The organism is Mammaliicoccus lentus, from assembly GCF_947036595.1.
Lineage (GTDB): Bacteria > Bacillota > Bacilli > Staphylococcales > Staphylococcaceae > Mammaliicoccus > Mammaliicoccus lentus.
In genome coordinates, this window is the sequence record NZ_OX344834.1 from 1,305,449 (window position 1) to 1,325,746 (window position 20,298).

Consider the following 20,298-nt stretch of genomic DNA (forward strand, 5'->3'; position numbering starts at 1 on the left):
TACATTTAAAGTGGTAACAATTCAACTAATAAAGGAGTTATTTAATGCCTACACTAATTCAAATCGAGAGTATGGATCAAGCTCAAGCATTACTAGGTAATGGAGATGAGCATATAAAATATATTGAAGAAGAACTCGAGGTGGATATTTTAACACGAGGACAAGAAATAAGTGTTCGTGGTAAACGTTTAGAAAATGTTGAAAAAGCTGAACGTGTATTAATGAATTTACTTAAAGTAATTGAAAGTGGTTCGAATATAACGATAAATGATGTACAAGCAGCAGTGAAAATGGCTGAAAAAGGTACAATTGATAAATTAGTCAATTTATACGACGAAGAAGTTGCGAAAGATAGTAATGGTAAAGTAATTAGAGCCAAAACAATGGGCCAAAGAATATATATTAATAACATTAAGAATAATGATTTAGTGTTTGGTATAGGACCAGCAGGTACCGGAAAAACATTCTTAGCTGTCGTAATGGCTGCAAGAGCGTTACGCTTAGGTAAAGTTAAAAGAATCGTATTAACAAGGCCAGCAGTTGAAGCTGGAGAATCTTTAGGATTCTTACCTGGCGATTTAAAAGAAAAAGTCGACCCTTATTTAAGACCACTTTATGATGGTTTGCACACTATATTAGGGACTGAGCAAACAGCGCGCTTAATAGAAAGAGGTACAATTGAAATTGCTCCTTTAGCCTATATGAGAGGGCGTACACTTGATGACGCATTCGTTATATTAGACGAAGCCCAAAATACAACTTTACCGCAAATGAAAATGTTTTTAACAAGATTAGGTTTTGGCTCAAAAATGGTAGTCACGGGTGATAGAACACAAATTGACTTACCTAAAGGCGTTAAAAGTGGTTTAATTGAAGCGGACCAAAAGCTAAGTGGTATTAAAGGTATTGAAATTACTTACTTAGAACAAACTGATGTTGTCAGACACCCATTAGTTGGTAAAATAATTAACGCTTATGAAGAGGAGAAATAACATGTTAACAATGGATTTTATTGATGATCACAACGTCATTAATCAAGATACGAAAGAACAAATAGAATCACTATTAAAATTTGCTGCTAAAAAGGAAAAAATTGAAGAAGAAGCAGAATTATCTATTTCATTTGTCGATGAAAGCGAAATACAAGCAATCAATAGAGACTATAGAGATAAAGATAAAGTAACAGATGTTATTTCATTTTCTCTAGAAGAAGATGAACCAGAGATTGAAGGATTAGATATGCCTAGAATATTAGGTGATATCATAATTTGTTTAGAAGTTGCTAAAGAGCAAGCAGAATCATATAATCATAGCTTAAGTAGAGAATTAGGATTTTTAGCATTACATGGCTTTTTACACTTACTAGGTTATGATCATATGACAGAATCAGAAGAAAAAGAAATGTTTTCACGACAAGATGAAATTTTAACTGAGTTTGGACTTACACGTGAATAAATTTTTTAATAGGTTTAAATTTCCTGTAGTAGGACTTTTTACGATTCTAAAGAAAGATAATAATTTTTTATTTCATTTATTAATGGCACTGATTGTTATTGTTTTGAGTTTTGTTTTTAAGTTAAATCTGTATGAATGGTTATTTGTTTTAATTGCCATTTTTATAGTCTTAATAACAGAAGTGCTCAATACATCAATAGAATACATTGTAGACATGTACACTGATGATTTTCATATACTAGCAAAGCACGCTAAAGATACAGCTGCTTTAGCAGTATTATTAGCATCTATTATGGCTATCATTATCGGGATAATAATATTTTTACCTAAATTGTTAAATATTTTTTAAGGGGATGGAAAATATGGAATTTTTAAAAGAATGGTATGAAGGTGCTAGAGAAGCGCAAAAAAGAGCGTATACACCTTACTCTAAATTTAATGTAGGTGCTTATTTAATAACGAAAGACGGGAAAACATACTATGGCGCAAATATTGAGAACGCAGCCTATCCATCAACTATTTGTGCAGAACGATCAGCTTTAGTGGCGGCAATGTCAGATGGTTAAAGACCTGGTGATTTCAAATGTATTACAATTACAGTTGATGCTGATGAACCTTCTTCACCATGTGGAACATGTAGACAAGTACTTAAAGAACTATGTGACGATGATATGCCAGTATTTTTAACAAATCAAACAGAAGAAAGAATTGAAACGACTGTTAATGAATTATTACCACTCGGTTTCTCAGGAAAGGATTTAGGATAAATGAGCGAATTTAAATCAGGTTTTATATCTATTATAGGTAGACCTAATGTCGGCAAATCAACATTTATGAATAAAGTTATAGGTCATAAAGTTGCGATTATGTCAGATAAAGCACAAACTACTAGAAATAAAGTACAAGGTGTATTAACAACGGATGATGCACAAATGATATTTATTGATACTCCAGGTATTCATAAACCTAAACATGCTTTAGGAGATTACATGATGAAAATAGCGAAAAACACTTTAAAAGAAGTGGATTTAATCATGTTTATGGTAAATGTTGATGAAAGCATAGGTAAAGGTGATGAATATATCATTGAGTTACTTAAACAAACTAAAACACCAGTGTTTTTAGTTTTAAATAAAATTGATTTAATACACCCTGACCAATTGTTAGTTGAAATTGAAAAATATCAAAAAACTATGGAATTTGCAGAAATTGTTCCAATATCAGCTTTAGAAGGCTTAAATATTGAAACGTTATTAGCTCAATTCAAAAAATATCTTGAAGAAGGTCCAATGTATTATCCAAAAGACCAAATTTCTGATCACCCTGAACAATTTGTTGTAGCAGAATTAATCAGAGAAAAAGCTTTGCATTTGACGAATCAAGAAATACCACATGCAGTAGGTGTAAATGTTGATAAAATGACAAAAGCTGAAAATGAAAAAGTTCATGTAGAAGCAACAATTTATGTAGAACGTGATTCACAAAAAGGTATTATCATCGGTAAAGGTGGAAAAATGCTTAAAGAAATAGGTAAACGGGCACGTAGAGACATTGAAATGTTGTTAGGTTCTAAAGTTTATTTAGATTTATGGGTTAAAGTACAAAAAGATTGGCGTAATAAACCTAACTTTATTAAGCAAATGGGTTATCGCGAAGACGAGTATTAATGAGAATGGAGGCGATGATAAAGTGCTTTATAAACAAGAAGGTTTTGTCATTCGCTCTGTAGATTACGGTGAAAATAATAAAATCATTACAATTTTAAATGAACATGGTCATAAAGTTCCGCTTATGGCTAGAGGTGCAAAAAAAACAAGTCATCATTTACAAGGTGCTACTCAACCCTTTGTACATGGCTTGTTTATTTTTTCTAAATTTAAAGGAATGGGCACTTTAACTTCTGCTGACATTATTAATAGTCATAGAATGATGCAAAGTGATATATTTAAAAGCGCTTATGGTGCTTATTGCATAGAAGTAATAGATAAAGCACTTGAAGCTGAAGAGCATGATGCATTTTTCTATGAATTATTGCTAGGTGTTTTTCAAGCGGTAGAAAAGGGTGTCGACGCTGACACAATGAGTATGATTGTCGCTTTAAAATGTATGCCTAAATATGGTTATGAACCAAGGTTTAATGCATGTGTTGTAACAGGTGATATGGATCAACAACAACTTAATGCTTACAGCTTTATATATAATGGTCCCTTAAGTAATCAGGCATTAATTCATGATGAGCATGCATTTAGAATTTCAAATAGAGCATTGTATCTTATGAATTTAATGTATCAATTACCAATACAGAATTTAAATAGTTTTAAAATCAATGATGATATAAAAAAAGAAATACAAAACCTTATCGATAATATGTACGATGAATATATAGGCATTATTTTTAAAACCAAAAAGTTAATAAAGCAACTTGAAAATTTAAAAATATAAAAACACCCCTTAAATGAGCGTTTAAATCTCATTTAAGGGGTGTATGTTTTCTAGATTAAAAATTAGAATTTAATTTTTTCCGCTAAGAAGTTTTCAACTTCATCAATTGGCATACGAATTTGTTCCATTGTATCACGGTCACGTACTGTTACTTGATTATCTTCTAATGAGTCGAAGTCGAAAGTAATACAGTAAGGTGTACCAATTTCGTCTTGTCGACGGTAACGTTTACCAATAGATTGTGATTCGTCAAAGTCGATTGCGAAGTTTGCACTTAATTTTTCATAAACTTTAATAGCGTCAGGTGATAGCTTTTTACTTAATGGTAAAATTGCTGCTTTATATGGTGCTAGAGCAGGGTGGAAATGCATTACTGTACGTTGCTCTTTTTCACCTTCGTTTTCTTCTTCATAAGCATCACATAAAAATGCTAATGTTACACGGTCTGCACCAAGTGATGGTTCAATACAATAAGGGATGTATTTTTCATTTGTTTCTTGATCGTGATAATTGAAGTCTTCACCACTGAATTCACTATGTTGTTTTAAATCATAGTCTGTTCTTGAAGCGATACCCCATAGTTCTCCCCAACCAAACGGGAATTTATATTCAATATCAGTTGTAGCATTTGAATAGTGACTTAATTCATCTTCATCATGATCACGCATTTTAGTATTTTCTTTTTTAATACCTAAATCTGTTAACCAATTTGCTGCGAAATCTTTCCAGTAATTTTGCCATTCAATTTCAGTACCTGGTTTACAGAAGAATTCTAGTTCCATTTGTTCAAATTCTCTTGTTCTGAAAATAAAGTTACCTGGTGTTATTTCATTTCTAAATGATTTACCAACTTGTCCAATACCGAATGGTAATTTTTTACGCATTGAACGCTGAACATTTTTGTAGTTAACAAAAATACCTTGTGCAGTTTCAGGACGTAAGAAAATTTCGTTTGTAGATGATTCTGTTACACCTTGGAAAGTTTTAAACATTAAATTGAATTGTCTAATGTCAGTCCAGTTAGCTGTTCCACTTTCTGGACAAGTGATACCTTTGTCTTCAATTAACTGTTTCATTTCATCAAAGCTCATGCCATCAGCAATAAAGTTCTCATCGCCTTCAACATTTTGCATGTAATCTTCAATTAGTTTATCTGCTCTATAACGAATTTTTGAATCTTTGTTATCAATCATTGGGTCGTTAAAGTTTGATAAATGTCCTGATGCTTCCCAAGCTTTTGGATTCATTAAAATTGCAGCATCTAAACCAACGTTATACGGAGACTGCTGAATAAATTTTTGCCACCAAGCTTTTTTGATATTATTCTTTAATTCTACACCTAGAGGACCATAATCCCATGTGTTAGCTAAACCACCATAAATTTCACTTCCTGGGAATACAAAACCTCTGTGTTTCGCTAACGTAACTATCTTATCCATATCTTTTGCCATAAAAAAATTCACTCCTCATTTAATTAAAAAAGCCCCAAGACATCAAGTATCAATGCCTTGGGACGAGTATATTACCCGCGGTTCCACCCAAATTAGTGTAGCCACTCACTTTATATATATATTTGTAAGCCAAAACTTTATTGTTAAGCTTTCACCGTCCTTAACTCGCTTTTAATTTCAAAGTTAATTAAAATATAGCACGCAATCTGGTACTAATCAAGTAAAAACAAGTATTCAAATTGAGTATATTTTATCAGTCATGTTATAATCAATATAACTGAGTTGTGTTTGAAGGGGTGAGAGAAATCGAATTAAATCAAAGACAAGAGCAAATCGTTCAAATTGTGAAAAATAATGGCCCGATAACAGGAGAAAAAATTGCTCAACGATTAAGCTTAACGCGAGCAACTTTACGACCGGATCTCGCTATTTTAACAATGGCTGGATATTTAGATGCCAGACCGAGGGTAGGGTATTTTTATACAGGAAAATCTAGTACACAATTATTAAGTGATTCTATCAAAAAAATAACAATTAAAGAATCTATGGCTATACCAGTTGTTATAGAAGAAAGTGTTTCAGTATATGAAGCAATTTGTAAAATGTTTTTAGAAGATGTAGGAACATTGTTTGTTATCGATAAAGAAGGTTATTTAATAGGTGTATGTTCAAGAAAAGACCTTTTAAGAGCAGCAATTGGTGGTCAAAGCTTAAAAGAGACACCAGTAAGTATAAATATGAGCCGCATGCCAAACATTACAGTTTGTTTAGAAGAAGATTTATTAATCTATGCTGCTAAATTATTAATTGATAAGCAAATTGATGCATTACCGGTAGTAAAAAAAGTAAAAGATAATAAATTGAAGGTTAAAGGTAGAATAACAAAAACTACTATAACTAGGGCTTTTGTTTCACTTATCGAAGACGAGTAGGAGGAATATTTCAAATGGAAGAAATTAGAATAATCATTGCATCTGATTCAGTAGGAGAAACAGCTGAACTTGTAACTAAAGCATGTACTTCACAATTTAAAACAGAAGGTAATGCATTAGATATTGTTAGATTGCCTTACATCGAAAATGAAAATAATATTAATGAAGTAGTATCACTCGCTTTAGAACAAAAATCAATCGTTGTATATACATTGGTTAAACCTGATATGAGAAATTACTTAAAGGAACAACTAGAAGAACATAACATAGAAAACGTAGATATTATGGGGCCATTAATGACAATACTGAGCAATGAGTTAAATGAAAAGTCTCTTAATGAACCAGGCAATATTCATAAATTAGATGAAGATTATTTTAAGAAGATTGAAGCTATTGAATTTGCTGTTAAATATGATGACGGAAGAGACCCACGAGGATTACCTAAAGCAGATATTGTACTAATAGGCGTATCTAGAACTTCTAAAACCCCTTTATCGCAATACTTAGCTCACAAAAGATATAAAGTGATGAACGTTCCATTAGTTCCGGAAGTAGCACCTCCAGAAGGATTATTTGATATTGATCCAAAAAAATGTATAGCGCTTAAAATTAATCAAAAAAATTTAAATGCCATTAGAAGAGCGAGATTAATACAATTAGGTTTAAGTGATGATGCAAATTATGCGAAAGATGACCGTATTGAAGAAGAGTTACACTATTTTGAAGAAGTAGTTGATAAAATTGGCTGTCCTGTACTTGATGTGTCAGATAAAGCAATAGAAGAAACAGCTAATGATATTATAAAAATCATTACTCAACAAAACCGCTAAAGGGTGAAATAATGAGAATTGAACAAGAAACAATAAACGAAATTCGGGAAAAAAATGACATATTAGATGTTGTAAGTGAATATGTAAAGTTAGAAAAAAGAGGTCGTAATTATATTGGACTTTGCCCTTTCCATGATGAAAAAACACCGTCCTTTTCTGTTTCTGAAGATAAACAAATATGTCATTGTTTTGGTTGTAAAAAAGGTGGTAACGTCTTTCAATTTATTCAAGAAATTAAGGATATTCCATTTGTTGAAGCAGTAAAAGAACTTGGAAGTAGAGTAGATATTCATGTTGAAAGTAATGAACCGAGTTCTTCTGAGGCAATAGTAGACGATCATATAAAAATGATTGAAATGCACGAACTAATGGCAAATAACTTTCATTATATTTTGAAACATACTGAAGAAGGCGAAGAAGCTTTAGCATATTTAAAATCTAGAGGATTTACAGATGAATTAATTAATGATAGAAAAATTGGTTATTCACCTAACCATTCTAAATTTACTCATGATTTTCTTGAAAAAAATGGATATGATGCAGTATTAGCGTTTGAGGCAGGGTTATTAAGTAGAAATGATGAAACTTTTGATTATTTCGACAGATTTAGAGATAGAATAATATTCCCGTTATTAAACTTTCAAGGTAAAACAGTTGGTTTCTCAGGGCGTACATATACAGATCAGACACCTAAATACTTAAACAGCCCAGAAACTCCTATATTTCAAAAGAGAAAAATGCTTTATAATATCGATCGAGCAAGAAAGTTTATTAGACAAAACGATGAAGTGATATTATTAGAAGGCTTTATGGATGTTATTAAAGCAGATCAAGCGGATATAAAGCAAGTTGTAGCAACAATGGGAACAGCTTTATCAAAAGAACATATTATTATGGTCAAAAAACTGGCATCTAATGTAACTTTGCTGTATGATGGAGATTTCGCAGGGAATGAAGCGGCTTTAAATGTAGGTAAAATATTATTAAATGAAGGCATAAATGTTTATGTAGTTCATTTACCTAAAAAAATGGACCCTGATGATTATATTACAGAGTACGGAAACGAAGCGTTTAAATCGTTTGTAGATAGCCAAAAACAATCATTTGTTGGATTTAAAGCACAACAATTATATTATGCTAATGAAAACAACGATTTAAAACACGAGCAACACTTAGAAGAATTAATTAATGATATAAATCTTATTCGCTCAGACTTTTTAAGAAAAAAAGTATTGCAACAAGTTGCTGATTTGTATAAAGTAGATGTTAACAGTCTAAAAAATCAACTCTCGCCTAATATAGTTCAAAATACTATCGATTACGACCAATATGTTCCGGATTTCAAGGAAAAAAAACTAGATAAAGTCGGTAGAGCTGAACAAGCATTAATAAAACATTTTATGAATCAAAAACAGTTGTTTTTAGAATATCATTCTAGGATTAATCAAGAAGATTTTACTTCATTGAATAATAGAGTGATTTTTTCACGTTTAAATGGGTATTATAAGAATAACGATGTCTTTAATATTAGTGATTTTTCGAGTTACATTGAAGATCATAATATTATGGAAACCGTTATGTACCTCGATTCATTGCTTATTAATGACGATCCAGAAAGTGAAGAAATTGAAGACTATATTAATATAATCAGTCCTGAAGAAATTAAAGAAAATACAATCGAATATTTAAATGAACAATTAAATAAAGCAATGCAATCAGGTGATATGGCGTTGCAAAGACAGTATTTGGAACAAATTGTACAATATAATCGGAATAGAATGTAAGAGTTAAATAACCGGGAGGCCTATTCATGTCTGACAAAGAATTAAATAAAATCAATAGCGCTAACAATGAAGCAGTTTTAACAATTGAACAAGTTAAGCATCAATTAATTGAACAAGGTAAAAAAGCTGGACATTTAAGTCATGAAGAAATTGCTGATAAATTGCAAAATTATGAAATGGATTCAGATCAAATGGATGATTTCTTTGATTTGATCAACGAAAATGAAATCAACCTTATTAACGAAAAAGATTCTACTGATACTGATGATAAATTAAGTTTAAATGACTTAAGTGCTCCTCCAGGTGTAAAAATAAATGACCCAGTAAGAATGTACTTAAAAGAAATAGGACGTGTAAATCTATTAACAGCACAAGAAGAAATTGAATTAGCTAAAAGAATAGAAAAAGGCGATGAAGTAGCGAAGTCTCGTTTAGCTGAAGCGAACTTAAGACTTGTAGTAAGTATAGCTAAACGTTACGTTGGTAGAGGTATGTTATTCCTAGACCTTATTCAAGAAGGTAACATGGGGCTTATTAAAGCTGTAGAAAAATTCGACTTTAACAAAGGATTCAAGTTCTCAACTTATGCTACATGGTGGATTCGTCAAGCTATCACTAGAGCTATAGCTGACCAAGCACGTACTATACGTATTCCAGTACACATGGTAGAAACGATTAATAAATTAATTCGTGTTCAAAGACAATTATTACAAGATTTAGGTAGAGATCCATCACCAGAAGAAATTGGTGAAGAAATGGATTTACTACCAGAAAAAGTACGCGAAATCTTGAAAATTGCTCAAGAACCAGTGTCACTTGAAACGCCTATTGGTGAAGAAGATGACAGTCATTTAGGTGACTTTATAGAAGATCAAGATGCACAAAGTCCTTCTGACCACGCTGCTTATGAATTATTAAAAGAGCAATTAGAGGATGTTTTAGACACATTAACGGATAGAGAAGAAAATGTATTAAGATTACGTTTTGGTCTTGATGACGGTCGTACACGTACTTTAGAAGAAGTAGGAAAAGTATTTGGTGTAACAAGAGAACGTATTAGACAAATCGAAGCAAAAGCTTTACGCAAATTAAGACACCCATCAAGAAGTAAACGCTTGAAAGATTTTATGGACTAATTTGTAAAAGTTAATATTAATCCCAAAAAGCCTTTGACAATGCGTTGTTTTAATATAAAATATAATTGTATGAAGGTTTAATAAAAGGGAGGTTGTATGAATGAATCGTAATCCTGTTTTCCCGTTTATTCTGATTTTATTACTCGGTGTGGGATTAATATTCTTCATGTCAGCACATGGTGCTAACAAGGATGAAGAAAAAGAAGGCAAAGGTGGCGGTGAAAAAACTGAGAAGTTTGACGCTGCAACATTTGCAAAAGATAATTGTACAAGTTGTCATGGACAAAATCTTGAAGGTGGAATGGGTCCTAAATTAGCTGGTAGTTCTAAAGACGCTGGTGAAATGAAAAAAATCATCCGTGATGGTAAAGGTTCAATGCCTGCGCATGACGAAGCGACTATTTCAGACAAAGATTTAGACACACTTGTCAAATATTTAAAAGAAGATGCTAAATAATAATAAAAAATCTTTTGCCTTGGCAAAAGATTTTTTTAATGAAAGGAAAATGTCATGATCCAAATAAATAAACGTTTAACAAAAGTTAGTGAGTACTTAAATCATAATAAATTAGCAGATATAGGATCAGACCATGCTTATTTGCCTATTTACGCCATTCAAAATAATTTAGTAAAAGAAGCTATCGCAGGGGAAGTTGTTAAAGGGCCATTTCTATCAGCTCAAAAAAACACCGAGTTACACGGACTTTCGAAGTCTATTGAGATAAAGTTAGGCGATGGATTAGAAGTTGTAAATGATACGGTAGATGTTATTACAATATGTGGTATGGGTGGACCTTTAATTGCTCAAATATTAGATGAAGGTAAAGAAAAATTGATACATTACCCTGATTTAATATTACAAGCTAATATACATGCGTTACCAATTAGACAAGTATTGCAAATGTTAGGATACAACATTGAAGCAGAGCAATTGATTAAAGATAAAAAGCATATATACGAGATTATTGTTGCTAAAAAAGGGAAAATGCAATTAAGTGAGAATGAATTAAAGTTTGGTCCTAAATTGATGATAGAAAAAGATGAATTATTTTATGAAAAATGGGAAAGAGAAATTGAATCTTTAGAGAATATTAGTAATCAGCTAAAAAATCATAAAGACCAAACTCGTTATAATGAAATACAGGCGCAAATAAAACAGATTAAAGAGGTGCTATGATGATTATTAAAGACTTATTACAAGTAATAGATAAGCATGTACCATTCTCAAGTAGTGAATCATGGGATAATGTAGGTTTGTTGATTGGTAACCAAGAAAATGAAGTGAATGGTATACTAACAACTCTCGATTGCACGAATGAAGTAGTAGATGAAGCAATTGAACAAAATATCAATACGATTATCGCACATCATCCTTTAATTTTTAAAGGTGTTCAAAACATCACAAATGATAGTTATGGACCGATTATAAGAAAATTAATCCAAAATGACATACAATTAATTGCTCTTCATACAAATTTAGATGTGTATGATAAAGGTGTAAGTTATATGATAGGTCAGAAAATAGGACTTACTAATGTGGAAATTTTAGATAAGCAAAATGAAACATATTATAAACTGCAAATATTTATACCAGATGAAAACGTAGAAGAAATGAAAAAGGCATTTGATAATCATCAATTAGCTCAAACAGAAGAATATAGTAATGTATTTTACCAATCACAAGGTAAAGGCCAATTCAAGCCAAGTGAAAATGCTAATCCCCATATAGGTACATCTAATAAAACAGAAATAGTTTATGAAACGAAATTAGAGTTAATGATTGATGGGAAAGATAAAGCTTTAGCAACACGATTATTATACGAATATCATCCTTATGAGGAACCTGTTTTTGATTTTATTAAAATGGAGAAAGCTTCTTCAGTAGGTTTAGGTGTTATAGGAGAATTACCACAAGAACTTTCTGTAGAGGATTTTGTTGGACATTATAAAACACAGTTAGATATACCAGCAGTTCGTTTTATAGGTGATAAAAAAGCTACTATTAAGAGAATTGCTATAGTAGGTGGAGCAGGTATTGGTTATGCTCATATCGCTAAAAATAAACAGGCTGATTTATTTATTACAGGCGATGTGAAACATCATGAAGCTTTAGATTCAATAATGGATGGTATAAACGTATTAGATGCCAATCACTATAGTGAATATGTCATGAAAGACGGATTAAAATCATTACTAGAAGATTGGACTAATGGTGAAATAAACGTTGTATCATCAAATATTAATACTGATCCTTACGAATATATGTAATAAACTATAAGTACAATTAATAGGTTTAATCAATTAGTCTGGGACATTTGTTTGTGTCGCAGACTTTTTTTATTTAATTAATCCAATAAAACTTATCTATTTAATACTTACCCTATAAAAAAGCAGTGAAAAACTCCACCGATTTGGAATCTTTCACTGCAACTTATAATATTTAATCATTATTACTTCATAATTTCTACAGGCTTTGGTTTTTTAATTTTTGGTAATATTTTTTCAACTGGCACATTACTTTTAAGTTTTTCAACGTCAATATTTGTTGGGTCATAATTTTTAATATAATCAATTACTTCTTTAACAATTGGTGTAGGAGTGGAAGCACCTGCTGTTACTGCAACGGTACTTACACCTTGCAACCACTCAATTTTTAGTTCGCTTATATCTGAAATTCTATAGGCATTTGTATGTGCAATTTCTTTAGAGACTTGTGCTAATCTATTAGAGTTGTTACTTTTTGGGTCGCCAACAACAATTAATAAATCAGCTTGGTTTGCTTGGTTAGCAACAGCTTCTTGTCTAACTTGAGTCGCTAAGCAGATTTCTTCGTGTATTTCGATATTTGGATATTGTTCTTTTAATTCGTCCATAAGGTGTTTAACATCCCACTGAGACATTGTAGTTTGATTAGTTACGATTAATTTTTTATCTTTTAAAGACTCGGGTAAAGCATTAATATCATCAATTGTTTCAACTAAATGTACAATATCTGGTGCTACTCCTACTGCACCTTCTGGTTCTGGATGGCCTTTTTTACCTATATAAACAACGTTATAGCCATTTGATTTCATATTTCTAATTAATTGGTGTGTGTTTTCTACATCAGGACAAGTGGCATCAATACATACAAGCCCTTTTTCTTTGGCGCGACGTTTAACTTCTGGAGAAACGCCGTGCGCAGTAAATATAACAGTTCCATCGTTGATTTGTTCTAAAATTTCTAGTCTGTTTGGTCCATCTAAAGTAATAATACCATCAGATTCAAAAGCTTCAGTCACATGTTTATTATGAACAATCATACCTAAAATATATATCGGACGCGGTAACGTTTTATCTAATGAAGCATTTCGTGCAATAACCATGGCATCTACAACACCATAACAATATCCTCTAGGCGTTATTTTAACGATTTCCATACAAAGCCCCCCCTTATTCTTAATCATTATAACAAGTGTCAAGAATGATTGAAACTAATTAAAGTATCAAAATAACCTTAAACTCTATCATATTACTTTCATTTACTATATAATATATGAAGTGAAAAAGAAACGAGGAGGGTCGCTTATGTCTAAGCATCCGTTTGAACATTTTCAATTAGAAAATGAATTAGTTGAGGCAGTTAAAGATTTGAAATTTAACCAGCCGACAGAAGTACAACGACGTGTAATACCAAAAATTAAAAAGGGTTCAAATATAATAGGACAATCACAAACTGGTACGGGTAAATCTCATGCATTTTTATTACCACTATTTGATAAAATAGATGTAGATTTAAAAGAGCCACAAGTTATTATATTAGCTCCAACAAGAGAGTTAGCTAAACAATTGTATGACGCTGCATCTCATTTAGCGGAATATAAAAAAGGTATAAAAGTCAATTTATATATTGGTGGTACAGATAAATCAAGAGATATAGATAAGTCTAAGAACACGCCACAAGTTGTGGTAGGAACTCCAAATAGAATTGATGATATGGCTGTAGAAAAAGCATTAGATTTACATTTAGCAAAATCAGTAGTAATTGACGAAGCGGATTTAATGATTGATTTAGGATTTATGCCTAAAGTAGACAGCATTGCTAGCAGACTTGATAAATTTGCTCAAATTTCTGTGTTTAGTGCAACTATACCTAAAGCATTACTTCCATTTTTAAATAAATATTTAGATAAACCAGAATTTGTTGAAATAGAAACAGAATCATCTAATAAAGATAATATAGATTTTTATTTAATACCTACTAAAGGTGAAGAGAAACAAGCGAAAATGTTAAAAGTAATGGACGTTATTAATCCATACTTAGCAATTATTTTTGCTAATAGTCGTGATAGAGCAAATGAGTTAGTGGCTTATTTATCTGAACATGGTTATAAAGTTGGTGTTATTCATGGTGGATTATCACCAAGAGAACGTACACAACAAATGAAACGTGTTAAGCAGTTAGACTTCGAATTTGTTGTTGCGAGTGACTTAGCTTCAAGAGGTATCGATATTGAAGGTGTAAGCCATGTTATTAACTATGACTTGCCAAAAGAAATTGACTTCTTTACACATAGAGTTGGTCGTACAGGTCGTGGAGACTATAAAGGTATTGCTATTACTTTATATACGCCTGATGAAGATGATTTAATTACGCAAATCGAAAAGAAAAACTATAAATTTAATCACGTTGATATAAAAAATGGTGAATTTGTCGAGATTAAAGATCGTCAAAAACGTACAAGACGTGTTAAAAAAGAAGATAATATAGAACAAAGTTTAAAACAAAGAATTAAACGTAACAACAAAAATAAAGTAAAACCAGGATATAAAAAGAAATTCAAGAAAGAATTAGATGAGCTGAAATTCAAAGAGAAAAAAGCACATTCTAAACGTACAAAAAAGCAAAGTAGAAAAGGATAGGTGTCAGATATGTTAATTGGATCTCACGTTTCTATGAGTGGTAAGAAGATGTTACTTCAAGCAGCAGAGGAAGCTGCTAGTTATAATGCTTCAACATTTATGATTTATACTGGAGCGCCTCAAAACACACGACGCAAAAAAATAGAAGATTTAAATATTGAAAATGGTCAAGCAGCTATGAAAGAGTATGGCCTTTCAAATATTGTTGTTCATGCACCTTACATTATTAATATTGCGAATACAACGAAACCTGAAGTGTTTAATTTAGGCGTAGAATTTTTACAATCTGAAATTGAACGTACTGAAGCACTTGGGGCGAAAGATATTGTTTTACATCCAGGCGCTCACGTTGGGGCTGGAGAAGAAAAAGGTATTAAAAAAATTATTGAAGGTTTAAATGAAGTTTTAACTAACGATAATGATGTTCGTATTGCTTTAGAAACAATGGCAGGTAAAGGTTCAGAATGTGGTAAAACTTTCGAAGAACTTGCTCAAATCATTGATGGTGTAGAACATAACGAAAGGTTATCAGTATGTTTTGATACATGTCATACAAATGATGCTGGATATAATGTTAAAGAAGACTTTGACGGTGTATTAAATGAGTTCGATAAAATTGTAGGGCTTGATAGAATTAAAGTGCTACATGTTAACGATAGTAAAAACCCACAAGGTGCGAGAAAAGATAGACACGAAAATATAGGTTTTGGTTCTATTGGCTATGATGCATTACATTATATTGTAAACCATGAAGCTTTCAATGACGTGCCAAAAATATTAGAAACACCATATGTCGGTGATGATAAGAAAAATAAAAAACCACCATATAAATTTGAGATTGAAATGATAAAGAATGGTACATTTGATCCAGATTTAAAAGATAAAATATTTAATCAATAATAAAAAAAGAATGCTAATCATATAGCATTCTTTTTTTATTCGTAAACATTAATATTTACATTTATAAATAATCGTTGTATAGTAATCTATTGACGAGGTGAATAATGTGGAAAATGAAACACCAATTTTCGAATTAAAAAACATAAGTTATAGTTATCCTAGTAAATTAGCATTAAGAGATATTAATATCCAAATATACAGAGGAGACTTTTTAGCTATTGTAGGTCCGAACGGATCAGGTAAGTCTACGTTATTAAAATTAATTTTAGGATTATTACCTTTACAAAAGGGTGATATATATATAAGTGGTAAAAAAATAAACCAATATAAATCATGGGAAAAAATAAGTTATGTATCTCAAAAATCTAACGCATTTAGTTCAGGATTTCCTGCAACTGTAAAAGAAGTTGTTATGAGTGGATTAACTAAAAATAAAGGTTTGTTTAAATGGTTTAATAAAGATGATGTAGCAAAAGTCGATGAAATATTAGAACGTTTAAATATAAGTAATTTAAAAAATGAAAATATAGCCCAATTATCAGGAGGGCAACAACAAAGAACTTTTATCGCACGTGCTTTAATATCTAAACCAAGCATTTTAATATTAGATGAACCAACTGTTGGTATAGATGCACGACACGTATCAGAATTCTATCAGTTATTAACACAACTGAAAGAAGAGGGAATCACAATTATTTTAGTAACACACGACATTGGTGTAGTTGCAGACACGGCAAGTAAAGTAGCATGCCTAAACCAACACTTACATTTCCATGGAACAAGCGAATCATTCAAATCATTAGATGAAGTAGCTATTTCTAAAATATATGGACATCCAGTCCAGTTCGTAGACCATCAGCACGATAGAAGTTGTTGTGTTGAAGAAGAAGCCATAAGCGAATAGACAAAAAATATTGCGCATTACAAAATGTAATGTTACTATATAAATCTAAAAACACTCAGTAGCTTTGGGTGGTGTACTAAGTGTAAAATGTTAGGCCATAGATAATAATAGGTCTACTTTACCATAGCTTATTGAAGTTTAGTCGTTTGTGGTGCTACACAAGCGGCTATTTTTTATTACTATTTTAAAATAATACATTGAGGTTAAAACTTTATTTTATAAAACAATTAAGGTTGATTTAGTAATGAATACGATTTACACTACTAATAGTACTTTAAATGACTATAAAAATTATTAATAAAAAAGTAAGAATTGTGTAACTTAAATGAAAATGTTAGTTAATAGGATAAATATGATTTTAAGTGATTAGCTTCTTGCTACATAAACTAAAGTATAATAAACAAAACAAAAATGGTTAGGAGTTATGATATATGGAAGGTACACCCAATGATTCTAATGCGTATTGGGTTACGTATGAACAGCATACACAATCATATGAGCTCGAAAGGTCGTGCTGTGTATGATCGATGCTTTTATGAATTTTGATTTTATAAGATATTCGTTTATTAGTGGTATTCTTGTTGGGCTAATTGCGCCTTTAATTGGGGCTTTTATCGTTGTAAGAAGATTATCTCTTATAGCGGATGCATTGAGCCATGTGACGCTTGGTGGTATCTCTATGGGATTATTCTTTATGAGCATTAGTCCAGTATTTGCAGCTGTAAATCCTATATGGTTCGGTATTATCTTTTCGATAGCAGGTGCTTTATTAATTGAAGAGTTAAGAACTGAATACAAACATTATCAAGAAATCGCGATACCAATTATTATGAGCGCAGGTATTGGAATAAGTGTTATTTTTATTTCTTTAGCTAGTGGCTTTAATCAAGATTTATTTGGTTATTTATTTGGATCAATTAGTGCTGTAAATTTAAGTGACTTATTTACGATATTGGCTATAACAATCATCGTATTAATATTTGTTATGTTGCTGTATAAATCGCTTTTCGTTTTATCATTTGATGAAGAATATTCTCGAGTAATAGGGATGCCTAAGTGGATTCAATTATTATTCATTGTCATTGTAGCGCTAGTTATTTCCGCTTCAATGAGAGTTGTAGGAATATTATTAGTCAGTAGTTTAATGACTTTACCAGTTGCTACGAGTATGAGACTAGCAAAAGGCTTTAAACAACTAATAGGATTAAGTATCTTATTTGGTGAATTATCTGTAATACTGGGATTAATACTTTCATTCTATTTGAATATTTCTCCGGGTGGTATTATAGTAGGTTTATTGATAATAGAGTTATTAGGAAGTATTACTTATAGTAAAGTATTGATAAAAAAAGGAGGCTATCATCTTGAAAGTAGAAGAGGCCATTCAAATCTTGAAGAGTGAAGGACATAAATATACAAATAAACGCCGCGATATTATTTCATTATTTGTTAATGAAGATAAATATATAACGGCTAAATATATTCAAGAAGCTTTGAAAGATGATTACAAAGGTTTATCGTTTGATACTATCTATAGAAACTTATATTTATTTAAATCTCTAAATATTATAGAAAGTACGGAAATAGATGGAGAAATGAAGTTTAGAATTTCATGTCAGGATCATCACCATCATCACTTTATTTGTGAATCATGCGGAAACACAAAAGTTATTGATTTTTGTCCAATGGATGTAATCAAACAACAGTTAGGAAATGTTGAAATTACTTCACATAAATTAGAAGTATACGGTAAATGCGAAAATTGTAAAACGGGATAAATTAAAAGGACTTCTTCATTAGTTGTTAAATCTAGTGAAGAAGTCCTTTTTTATATTTTACTTAAAATGCTTGATACGTCATGCCAATTATTAATTCTATATATGCCTTTATTAAGTGATTTTTGATTATAAGGCGTATCGAATAAAAAGACCGGGATATTAAGCTTTTCGTTAATATCTAAAGCATTATCTAATTTATCTTCAAAGAATACATCAATACGTTGTTCTTTAGTAACCTTTAATTTATCGTGGCTCCCTGTTAATATGATTTGATCAAAAGGAATATTGTGTGTATCAAACCAAGTCTTAGTTATATCTTCTAAATAGTGGTGTCTGGCACTGATGTAATATAATTCATATTCGTGTTTTAGCTGGTTTAATATATCTTTAGCGCCTTCAGCAACTGGGGAATTTTGATATATATAAGATTCATTATTTTTGAACCAGTTTAACATTTCTTCTTCCTCACACTTTAATACATTAGCTAAATTGTATTCAGTTATATCTTCATAACGTAATTTCTCATTAAAATCTTTCTGTAAATAAGGAACGAAAGTTTTGGGACATGTAACTGTACCATCAATATCTATTCCTAATCTTGGTTTCCGAGTCATTTAAATCACCTTTTTATAAATTTAATAAAAACACAATAAATAAAATTTATTGTGCCTTAATTTGTTTTTCCTGTTTTGTTGAACTTTATGCTTTTTCCATTTCTATTGCCAGTTTATCGATTTCTTTTTTTAATTCTTCCACCATTGTTTCTTCTGGCACTTTTCGAACTGTTTTACCTTTCATGAATAAAAGTCCTTCTCCACGTGCTCCAGCGATACCTATATCAGCTTCACGAGCTTCGCCAGGACCATTTACTGCACAACCCAATACCGCTACTTTTAAAGGTACTTGAAGGTTAGAAATGTATTCTTCAACTTCGTTGGCAATGGATATTAAATCAATTTCAATACGTCCACAAGTAGGGCATGCAATTAAAGTAGCTGCATTACTAGCTAAGCCGAAAGCTTTAAGTAAAGATTTAGCTACTTTAACTTCTTCAACTGGATCAGCAGATAATGAAATTCGACAAGTATTTCCAATGCCTAGACTTAAAATAGCCCCTAAGCCTGCTGATGATTTAACAGTACCATTAAATAACGTACCACTTTCTGTAATACCTAAATGTAACGGGTAATCAAAAGCTTGTGCTGCTTTAGTATAAGCTTCTATAGCTAAGTTAACATCACTAGCTTTCATAGATACGATAATATCATGGAAATCTAAATCTTCTAGTATTTTAATATGGTGTAATGCGCTTTCTACCATACCATCTGCAGTAGGGTAACCATATTTTTTTATAATATGTTTTTCTAAAGAGCCTGCATTAACGCCAATTCTTATTGGAATATTCTTTTCTTTACATGCTTTTACAACGGCTTCTACCTTTTCTCTTCTACCTATATTACCAGGATTGATACGAATCTTATCAGCACCGTTTTCAATTGCAATTAATGCTAATTTATAATTGAAATGTATATCCACGACAAGTGGAATGTTAATTTGTGACTTTATGTCTTTAATAGCATAAGCATCTTCTTCGTTAGGACAAGCTACACGGACTATTTGACAACCTGCTTCTTCTAAACGTTTGATTTCTGCTACTGTTGCTTCAACATCATGTGTTTTAGTAGTCGTCATACTTTGAATAACGACTTCATCAGAACCGCCTATTGTTAAATTGCCCACTTTAACTGGCTTTGTTTTAGTACGATGAGTGATTTGTGACATGA

General features: G+C 31.3%; 21 protein-coding genes and 1 pseudogene. 18 read left to right on the forward strand and 4 right to left on the reverse strand.

Translation table 11 applies throughout. The annotated features are described in order from the left end of the window. The first annotated feature begins 44 nt into the window (after nt 1–44). The 6 genes and pseudogenes from ACNMOQ_RS06490 (at nt 45) to recO (ending at nt 3,897) form a co-directional block, all read left to right on the forward strand. Complete coding sequence (locus ACNMOQ_RS06490) at nt 45–992, forward strand: PhoH family protein (RefSeq protein WP_064204520.1); 948 nt, start codon at nt 45–47, stop codon at nt 990–992. 1 nt (nt 993) lies between these two features. Beyond that, nucleotides 994–1,455, forward strand: coding sequence for an rRNA maturation RNase YbeY (gene ybeY, locus ACNMOQ_RS06495; protein WP_064204521.1), 462 nt, complete (start codon nt 994–996; stop codon nt 1,453–1,455). Further along, nucleotides 1,448–1,804 (forward strand): diacylglycerol kinase family protein, encoded by a 357-nt coding sequence (locus tag ACNMOQ_RS06500; protein ID WP_070045622.1) that lies wholly within the window; start codon nt 1,448–1,450, stop codon nt 1,802–1,804. The genes ybeY and ACNMOQ_RS06500 overlap by 8 nt, the downstream gene beginning before the upstream one ends. A gap of 13 nt (nt 1,805–1,817) precedes the next feature. Continuing rightward, a pseudogene (gene cdd / locus ACNMOQ_RS06505) lies at nt 1,818–2,222 on the forward strand (cytidine deaminase). Then, nucleotides 2,223–3,122, forward strand: a complete 900-nt coding sequence (gene era / locus ACNMOQ_RS06510) for a GTPase Era (protein WP_016998572.1) — start codon at nt 2,223–2,225, stop codon at nt 3,120–3,122. A gap of 22 nt (nt 3,123–3,144) precedes the next feature. Continuing rightward, complete coding sequence (gene recO, locus ACNMOQ_RS06515; RefSeq protein WP_416350367.1) at nt 3,145–3,897, forward strand: DNA repair protein RecO; 753 nt, start codon at nt 3,145–3,147, stop codon at nt 3,895–3,897. A 62-nt stretch (nt 3,898–3,959) separates the two neighbouring features. Here recO and ACNMOQ_RS06520 read toward each other — a convergent pair whose 3' ends face one another. Continuing rightward, nucleotides 3,960–5,348 carry a glycine--tRNA ligase gene (locus ACNMOQ_RS06520; protein WP_064204526.1) on the reverse strand — a complete coding sequence of 463 codons (1,389 nt, stop codon included), beginning with the start codon at nt 5,346–5,348 and terminating at the stop codon, nt 3,960–3,962. Nucleotides 5,349–5,644: 296 nt separating this feature from the next. Here ACNMOQ_RS06520 and ACNMOQ_RS06525 point away from each other — a divergent pair, with 296 nt between their 5' ends. The 7 genes from ACNMOQ_RS06525 (at nt 5,645) to ACNMOQ_RS06555 (ending at nt 12,298) form a co-directional block, all read left to right on the forward strand. Continuing rightward, nucleotides 5,645–6,280 carry a helix-turn-helix transcriptional regulator gene (locus tag ACNMOQ_RS06525; RefSeq protein ID WP_016998575.1) on the forward strand — a complete coding sequence of 212 codons (636 nt, stop codon included), beginning with the start codon at nt 5,645–5,647 and terminating at the stop codon, nt 6,278–6,280. A 14-nt stretch (nt 6,281–6,294) separates the two neighbouring features. Then, entirely contained in the window at nt 6,295–7,110 is an 816-nt protein-coding gene (locus ACNMOQ_RS06530; protein ID WP_016998576.1) for a pyruvate, water dikinase regulatory protein, read from the forward strand. Nucleotides 7,111–7,121: 11 nt separating this feature from the next. Beyond that, nucleotides 7,122–8,894 (forward strand): DNA primase, encoded by a 1,773-nt coding sequence (gene dnaG / locus ACNMOQ_RS06535; RefSeq protein ID WP_016998577.1) that lies wholly within the window; start codon nt 7,122–7,124, stop codon nt 8,892–8,894. A 26-nt stretch (nt 8,895–8,920) separates the two neighbouring features. Beyond that, a complete protein-coding gene (gene rpoD, locus ACNMOQ_RS06540; protein WP_416350368.1) occupies nt 8,921–10,030 on the forward strand; it encodes an RNA polymerase sigma factor RpoD in 1,110 nt (369 codons plus the stop codon). Nucleotides 10,031–10,130: 100 nt separating this feature from the next. After that, nucleotides 10,131–10,487, forward strand: a complete 357-nt coding sequence (locus ACNMOQ_RS06545) for a c-type cytochrome (RefSeq protein ID WP_064204527.1) — start codon at nt 10,131–10,133, stop codon at nt 10,485–10,487. 54 nt (nt 10,488–10,541) lie between these two features. After that, on the forward strand, nt 10,542–11,207 hold the full coding sequence (locus ACNMOQ_RS06550) for a tRNA (adenine(22)-N(1))-methyltransferase (protein ID WP_416350369.1): 666 nt from the start codon (nt 10,542–10,544) through the stop codon (nt 11,205–11,207). Next, on the forward strand, nt 11,207–12,298 hold the full coding sequence (locus ACNMOQ_RS06555) for a Nif3-like dinuclear metal center hexameric protein (RefSeq protein WP_416350370.1): 1,092 nt from the start codon (nt 11,207–11,209) through the stop codon (nt 12,296–12,298). Before ACNMOQ_RS06550 ends, ACNMOQ_RS06555 begins: the two co-directional genes overlap by 1 nt. A gap of 182 nt (nt 12,299–12,480) precedes the next feature. Here the strand turns inward: ACNMOQ_RS06555 and ACNMOQ_RS06560 are convergent, their stop codons facing one another. Then, the gene (locus ACNMOQ_RS06560; RefSeq protein WP_016998582.1) at nt 12,481–13,449 is read right to left on the reverse strand and encodes a 4-hydroxy-3-methylbut-2-enyl diphosphate reductase; all 969 of its coding nucleotides are present in this window, start codon (nt 13,447–13,449) and stop codon (nt 12,481–12,483) included. Between the two features lie 148 nt (nt 13,450–13,597). On the opposite strand from ACNMOQ_RS06560, the gene ACNMOQ_RS06565 reads away from it, so the two are divergent. The 5 genes from ACNMOQ_RS06565 to ACNMOQ_RS06585 all read left to right on the forward strand — a co-directional run bounded on the left by ACNMOQ_RS06565 (nt 13,598) and on the right by ACNMOQ_RS06585 (nt 18,514). Continuing rightward, complete coding sequence (locus ACNMOQ_RS06565) at nt 13,598–14,932, forward strand: DEAD/DEAH box helicase (RefSeq protein WP_416350371.1); 1,335 nt, start codon at nt 13,598–13,600, stop codon at nt 14,930–14,932. A gap of 9 nt (nt 14,933–14,941) precedes the next feature. Further along, nucleotides 14,942–15,832: a deoxyribonuclease IV gene (locus ACNMOQ_RS06570; RefSeq protein WP_016998584.1), complete on the forward strand. Its 891-nt coding sequence runs from the start codon at nt 14,942–14,944 to the stop codon at nt 15,830–15,832. 106 nt (nt 15,833–15,938) lie between these two features. Beyond that, a complete protein-coding gene (locus ACNMOQ_RS06575) occupies nt 15,939–16,736 on the forward strand; it encodes a metal ABC transporter ATP-binding protein (RefSeq protein WP_064204529.1) in 798 nt (265 codons plus the stop codon). 520 nt (nt 16,737–17,256) lie between these two features. Further along, the gene (locus tag ACNMOQ_RS06580; protein ID WP_016998587.1) at nt 17,257–18,138 is read left to right on the forward strand and encodes a metal ABC transporter permease; all 882 of its coding nucleotides are present in this window, start codon (nt 17,257–17,259) and stop codon (nt 18,136–18,138) included. After that, nucleotides 18,101–18,514, forward strand: a complete 414-nt coding sequence (locus ACNMOQ_RS06585; protein WP_016998588.1) for a Fur family transcriptional regulator — start codon at nt 18,101–18,103, stop codon at nt 18,512–18,514. Before ACNMOQ_RS06580 ends, ACNMOQ_RS06585 begins: the two co-directional genes overlap by 38 nt. A gap of 50 nt (nt 18,515–18,564) precedes the next feature. On the opposite strand, the gene ACNMOQ_RS06590 is transcribed toward ACNMOQ_RS06585, so the two are convergent. Both ACNMOQ_RS06590 and ispG read right to left on the reverse strand, forming a co-directional pair. Beyond that, the gene (locus tag ACNMOQ_RS06590) at nt 18,565–19,128 is read right to left on the reverse strand and encodes a 5' nucleotidase, NT5C type (protein ID WP_064204530.1); all 564 of its coding nucleotides are present in this window, start codon (nt 19,126–19,128) and stop codon (nt 18,565–18,567) included. A gap of 85 nt (nt 19,129–19,213) precedes the next feature. After that, the gene (gene ispG, locus ACNMOQ_RS06595) at nt 19,214–20,287 is read right to left on the reverse strand and encodes a flavodoxin-dependent (E)-4-hydroxy-3-methylbut-2-enyl-diphosphate synthase (RefSeq protein ID WP_174700891.1); all 1,074 of its coding nucleotides are present in this window, start codon (nt 20,285–20,287) and stop codon (nt 19,214–19,216) included. Nucleotides 20,288–20,298 lie beyond the last annotated feature (11 nt).

Coding starts and splice junctions, on each gene's coding strand:
- ACNMOQ_RS06490 (WP_064204520.1), top strand. CDS start 45: ATGCCTACACTAATTCAAATCGAGAGTATGGATCAAGCTCAAGCATTA.
- ybeY (WP_064204521.1), top strand. CDS start 994: ATGTTAACAATGGATTTTATTGATGATCACAACGTCATTAATCAAGAT.
- era (WP_016998572.1), top strand. CDS start 2,223: ATGAGCGAATTTAAATCAGGTTTTATATCTATTATAGGTAGACCTAAT.
- ACNMOQ_RS06520 (WP_064204526.1), bottom strand. CDS start 5,348: ATGGCAAAAGATATGGATAAGATAGTTACGTTAGCGAAACACAGAGGT.
- ACNMOQ_RS06530 (WP_016998576.1), top strand. CDS start 6,295: ATGGAAGAAATTAGAATAATCATTGCATCTGATTCAGTAGGAGAAACA.
- dnaG (WP_016998577.1), top strand. CDS start 7,122: ATGAGAATTGAACAAGAAACAATAAACGAAATTCGGGAAAAAAATGAC.
- rpoD (WP_416350368.1), top strand. CDS start 8,921: ATGTCTGACAAAGAATTAAATAAAATCAATAGCGCTAACAATGAAGCA.
- ACNMOQ_RS06545 (WP_064204527.1), top strand. CDS start 10,131: ATGAATCGTAATCCTGTTTTCCCGTTTATTCTGATTTTATTACTCGGT.
- ACNMOQ_RS06550 (WP_416350369.1), top strand. CDS start 10,542: ATGATCCAAATAAATAAACGTTTAACAAAAGTTAGTGAGTACTTAAAT.
- ACNMOQ_RS06555 (WP_416350370.1), top strand. CDS start 11,207: ATGATTATTAAAGACTTATTACAAGTAATAGATAAGCATGTACCATTC.
- ACNMOQ_RS06560 (WP_016998582.1), bottom strand. CDS start 13,449: ATGGAAATCGTTAAAATAACGCCTAGAGGATATTGTTATGGTGTTGTA.
- ACNMOQ_RS06565 (WP_416350371.1), top strand. CDS start 13,598: ATGTCTAAGCATCCGTTTGAACATTTTCAATTAGAAAATGAATTAGTT.
- ACNMOQ_RS06570 (WP_016998584.1), top strand. CDS start 14,942: ATGTTAATTGGATCTCACGTTTCTATGAGTGGTAAGAAGATGTTACTT.
- ACNMOQ_RS06580 (WP_016998587.1), top strand. CDS start 17,257: ATGATCGATGCTTTTATGAATTTTGATTTTATAAGATATTCGTTTATT.
- ACNMOQ_RS06590 (WP_064204530.1), bottom strand. CDS start 19,128: ATGACTCGGAAACCAAGATTAGGAATAGATATTGATGGTACAGTTACA.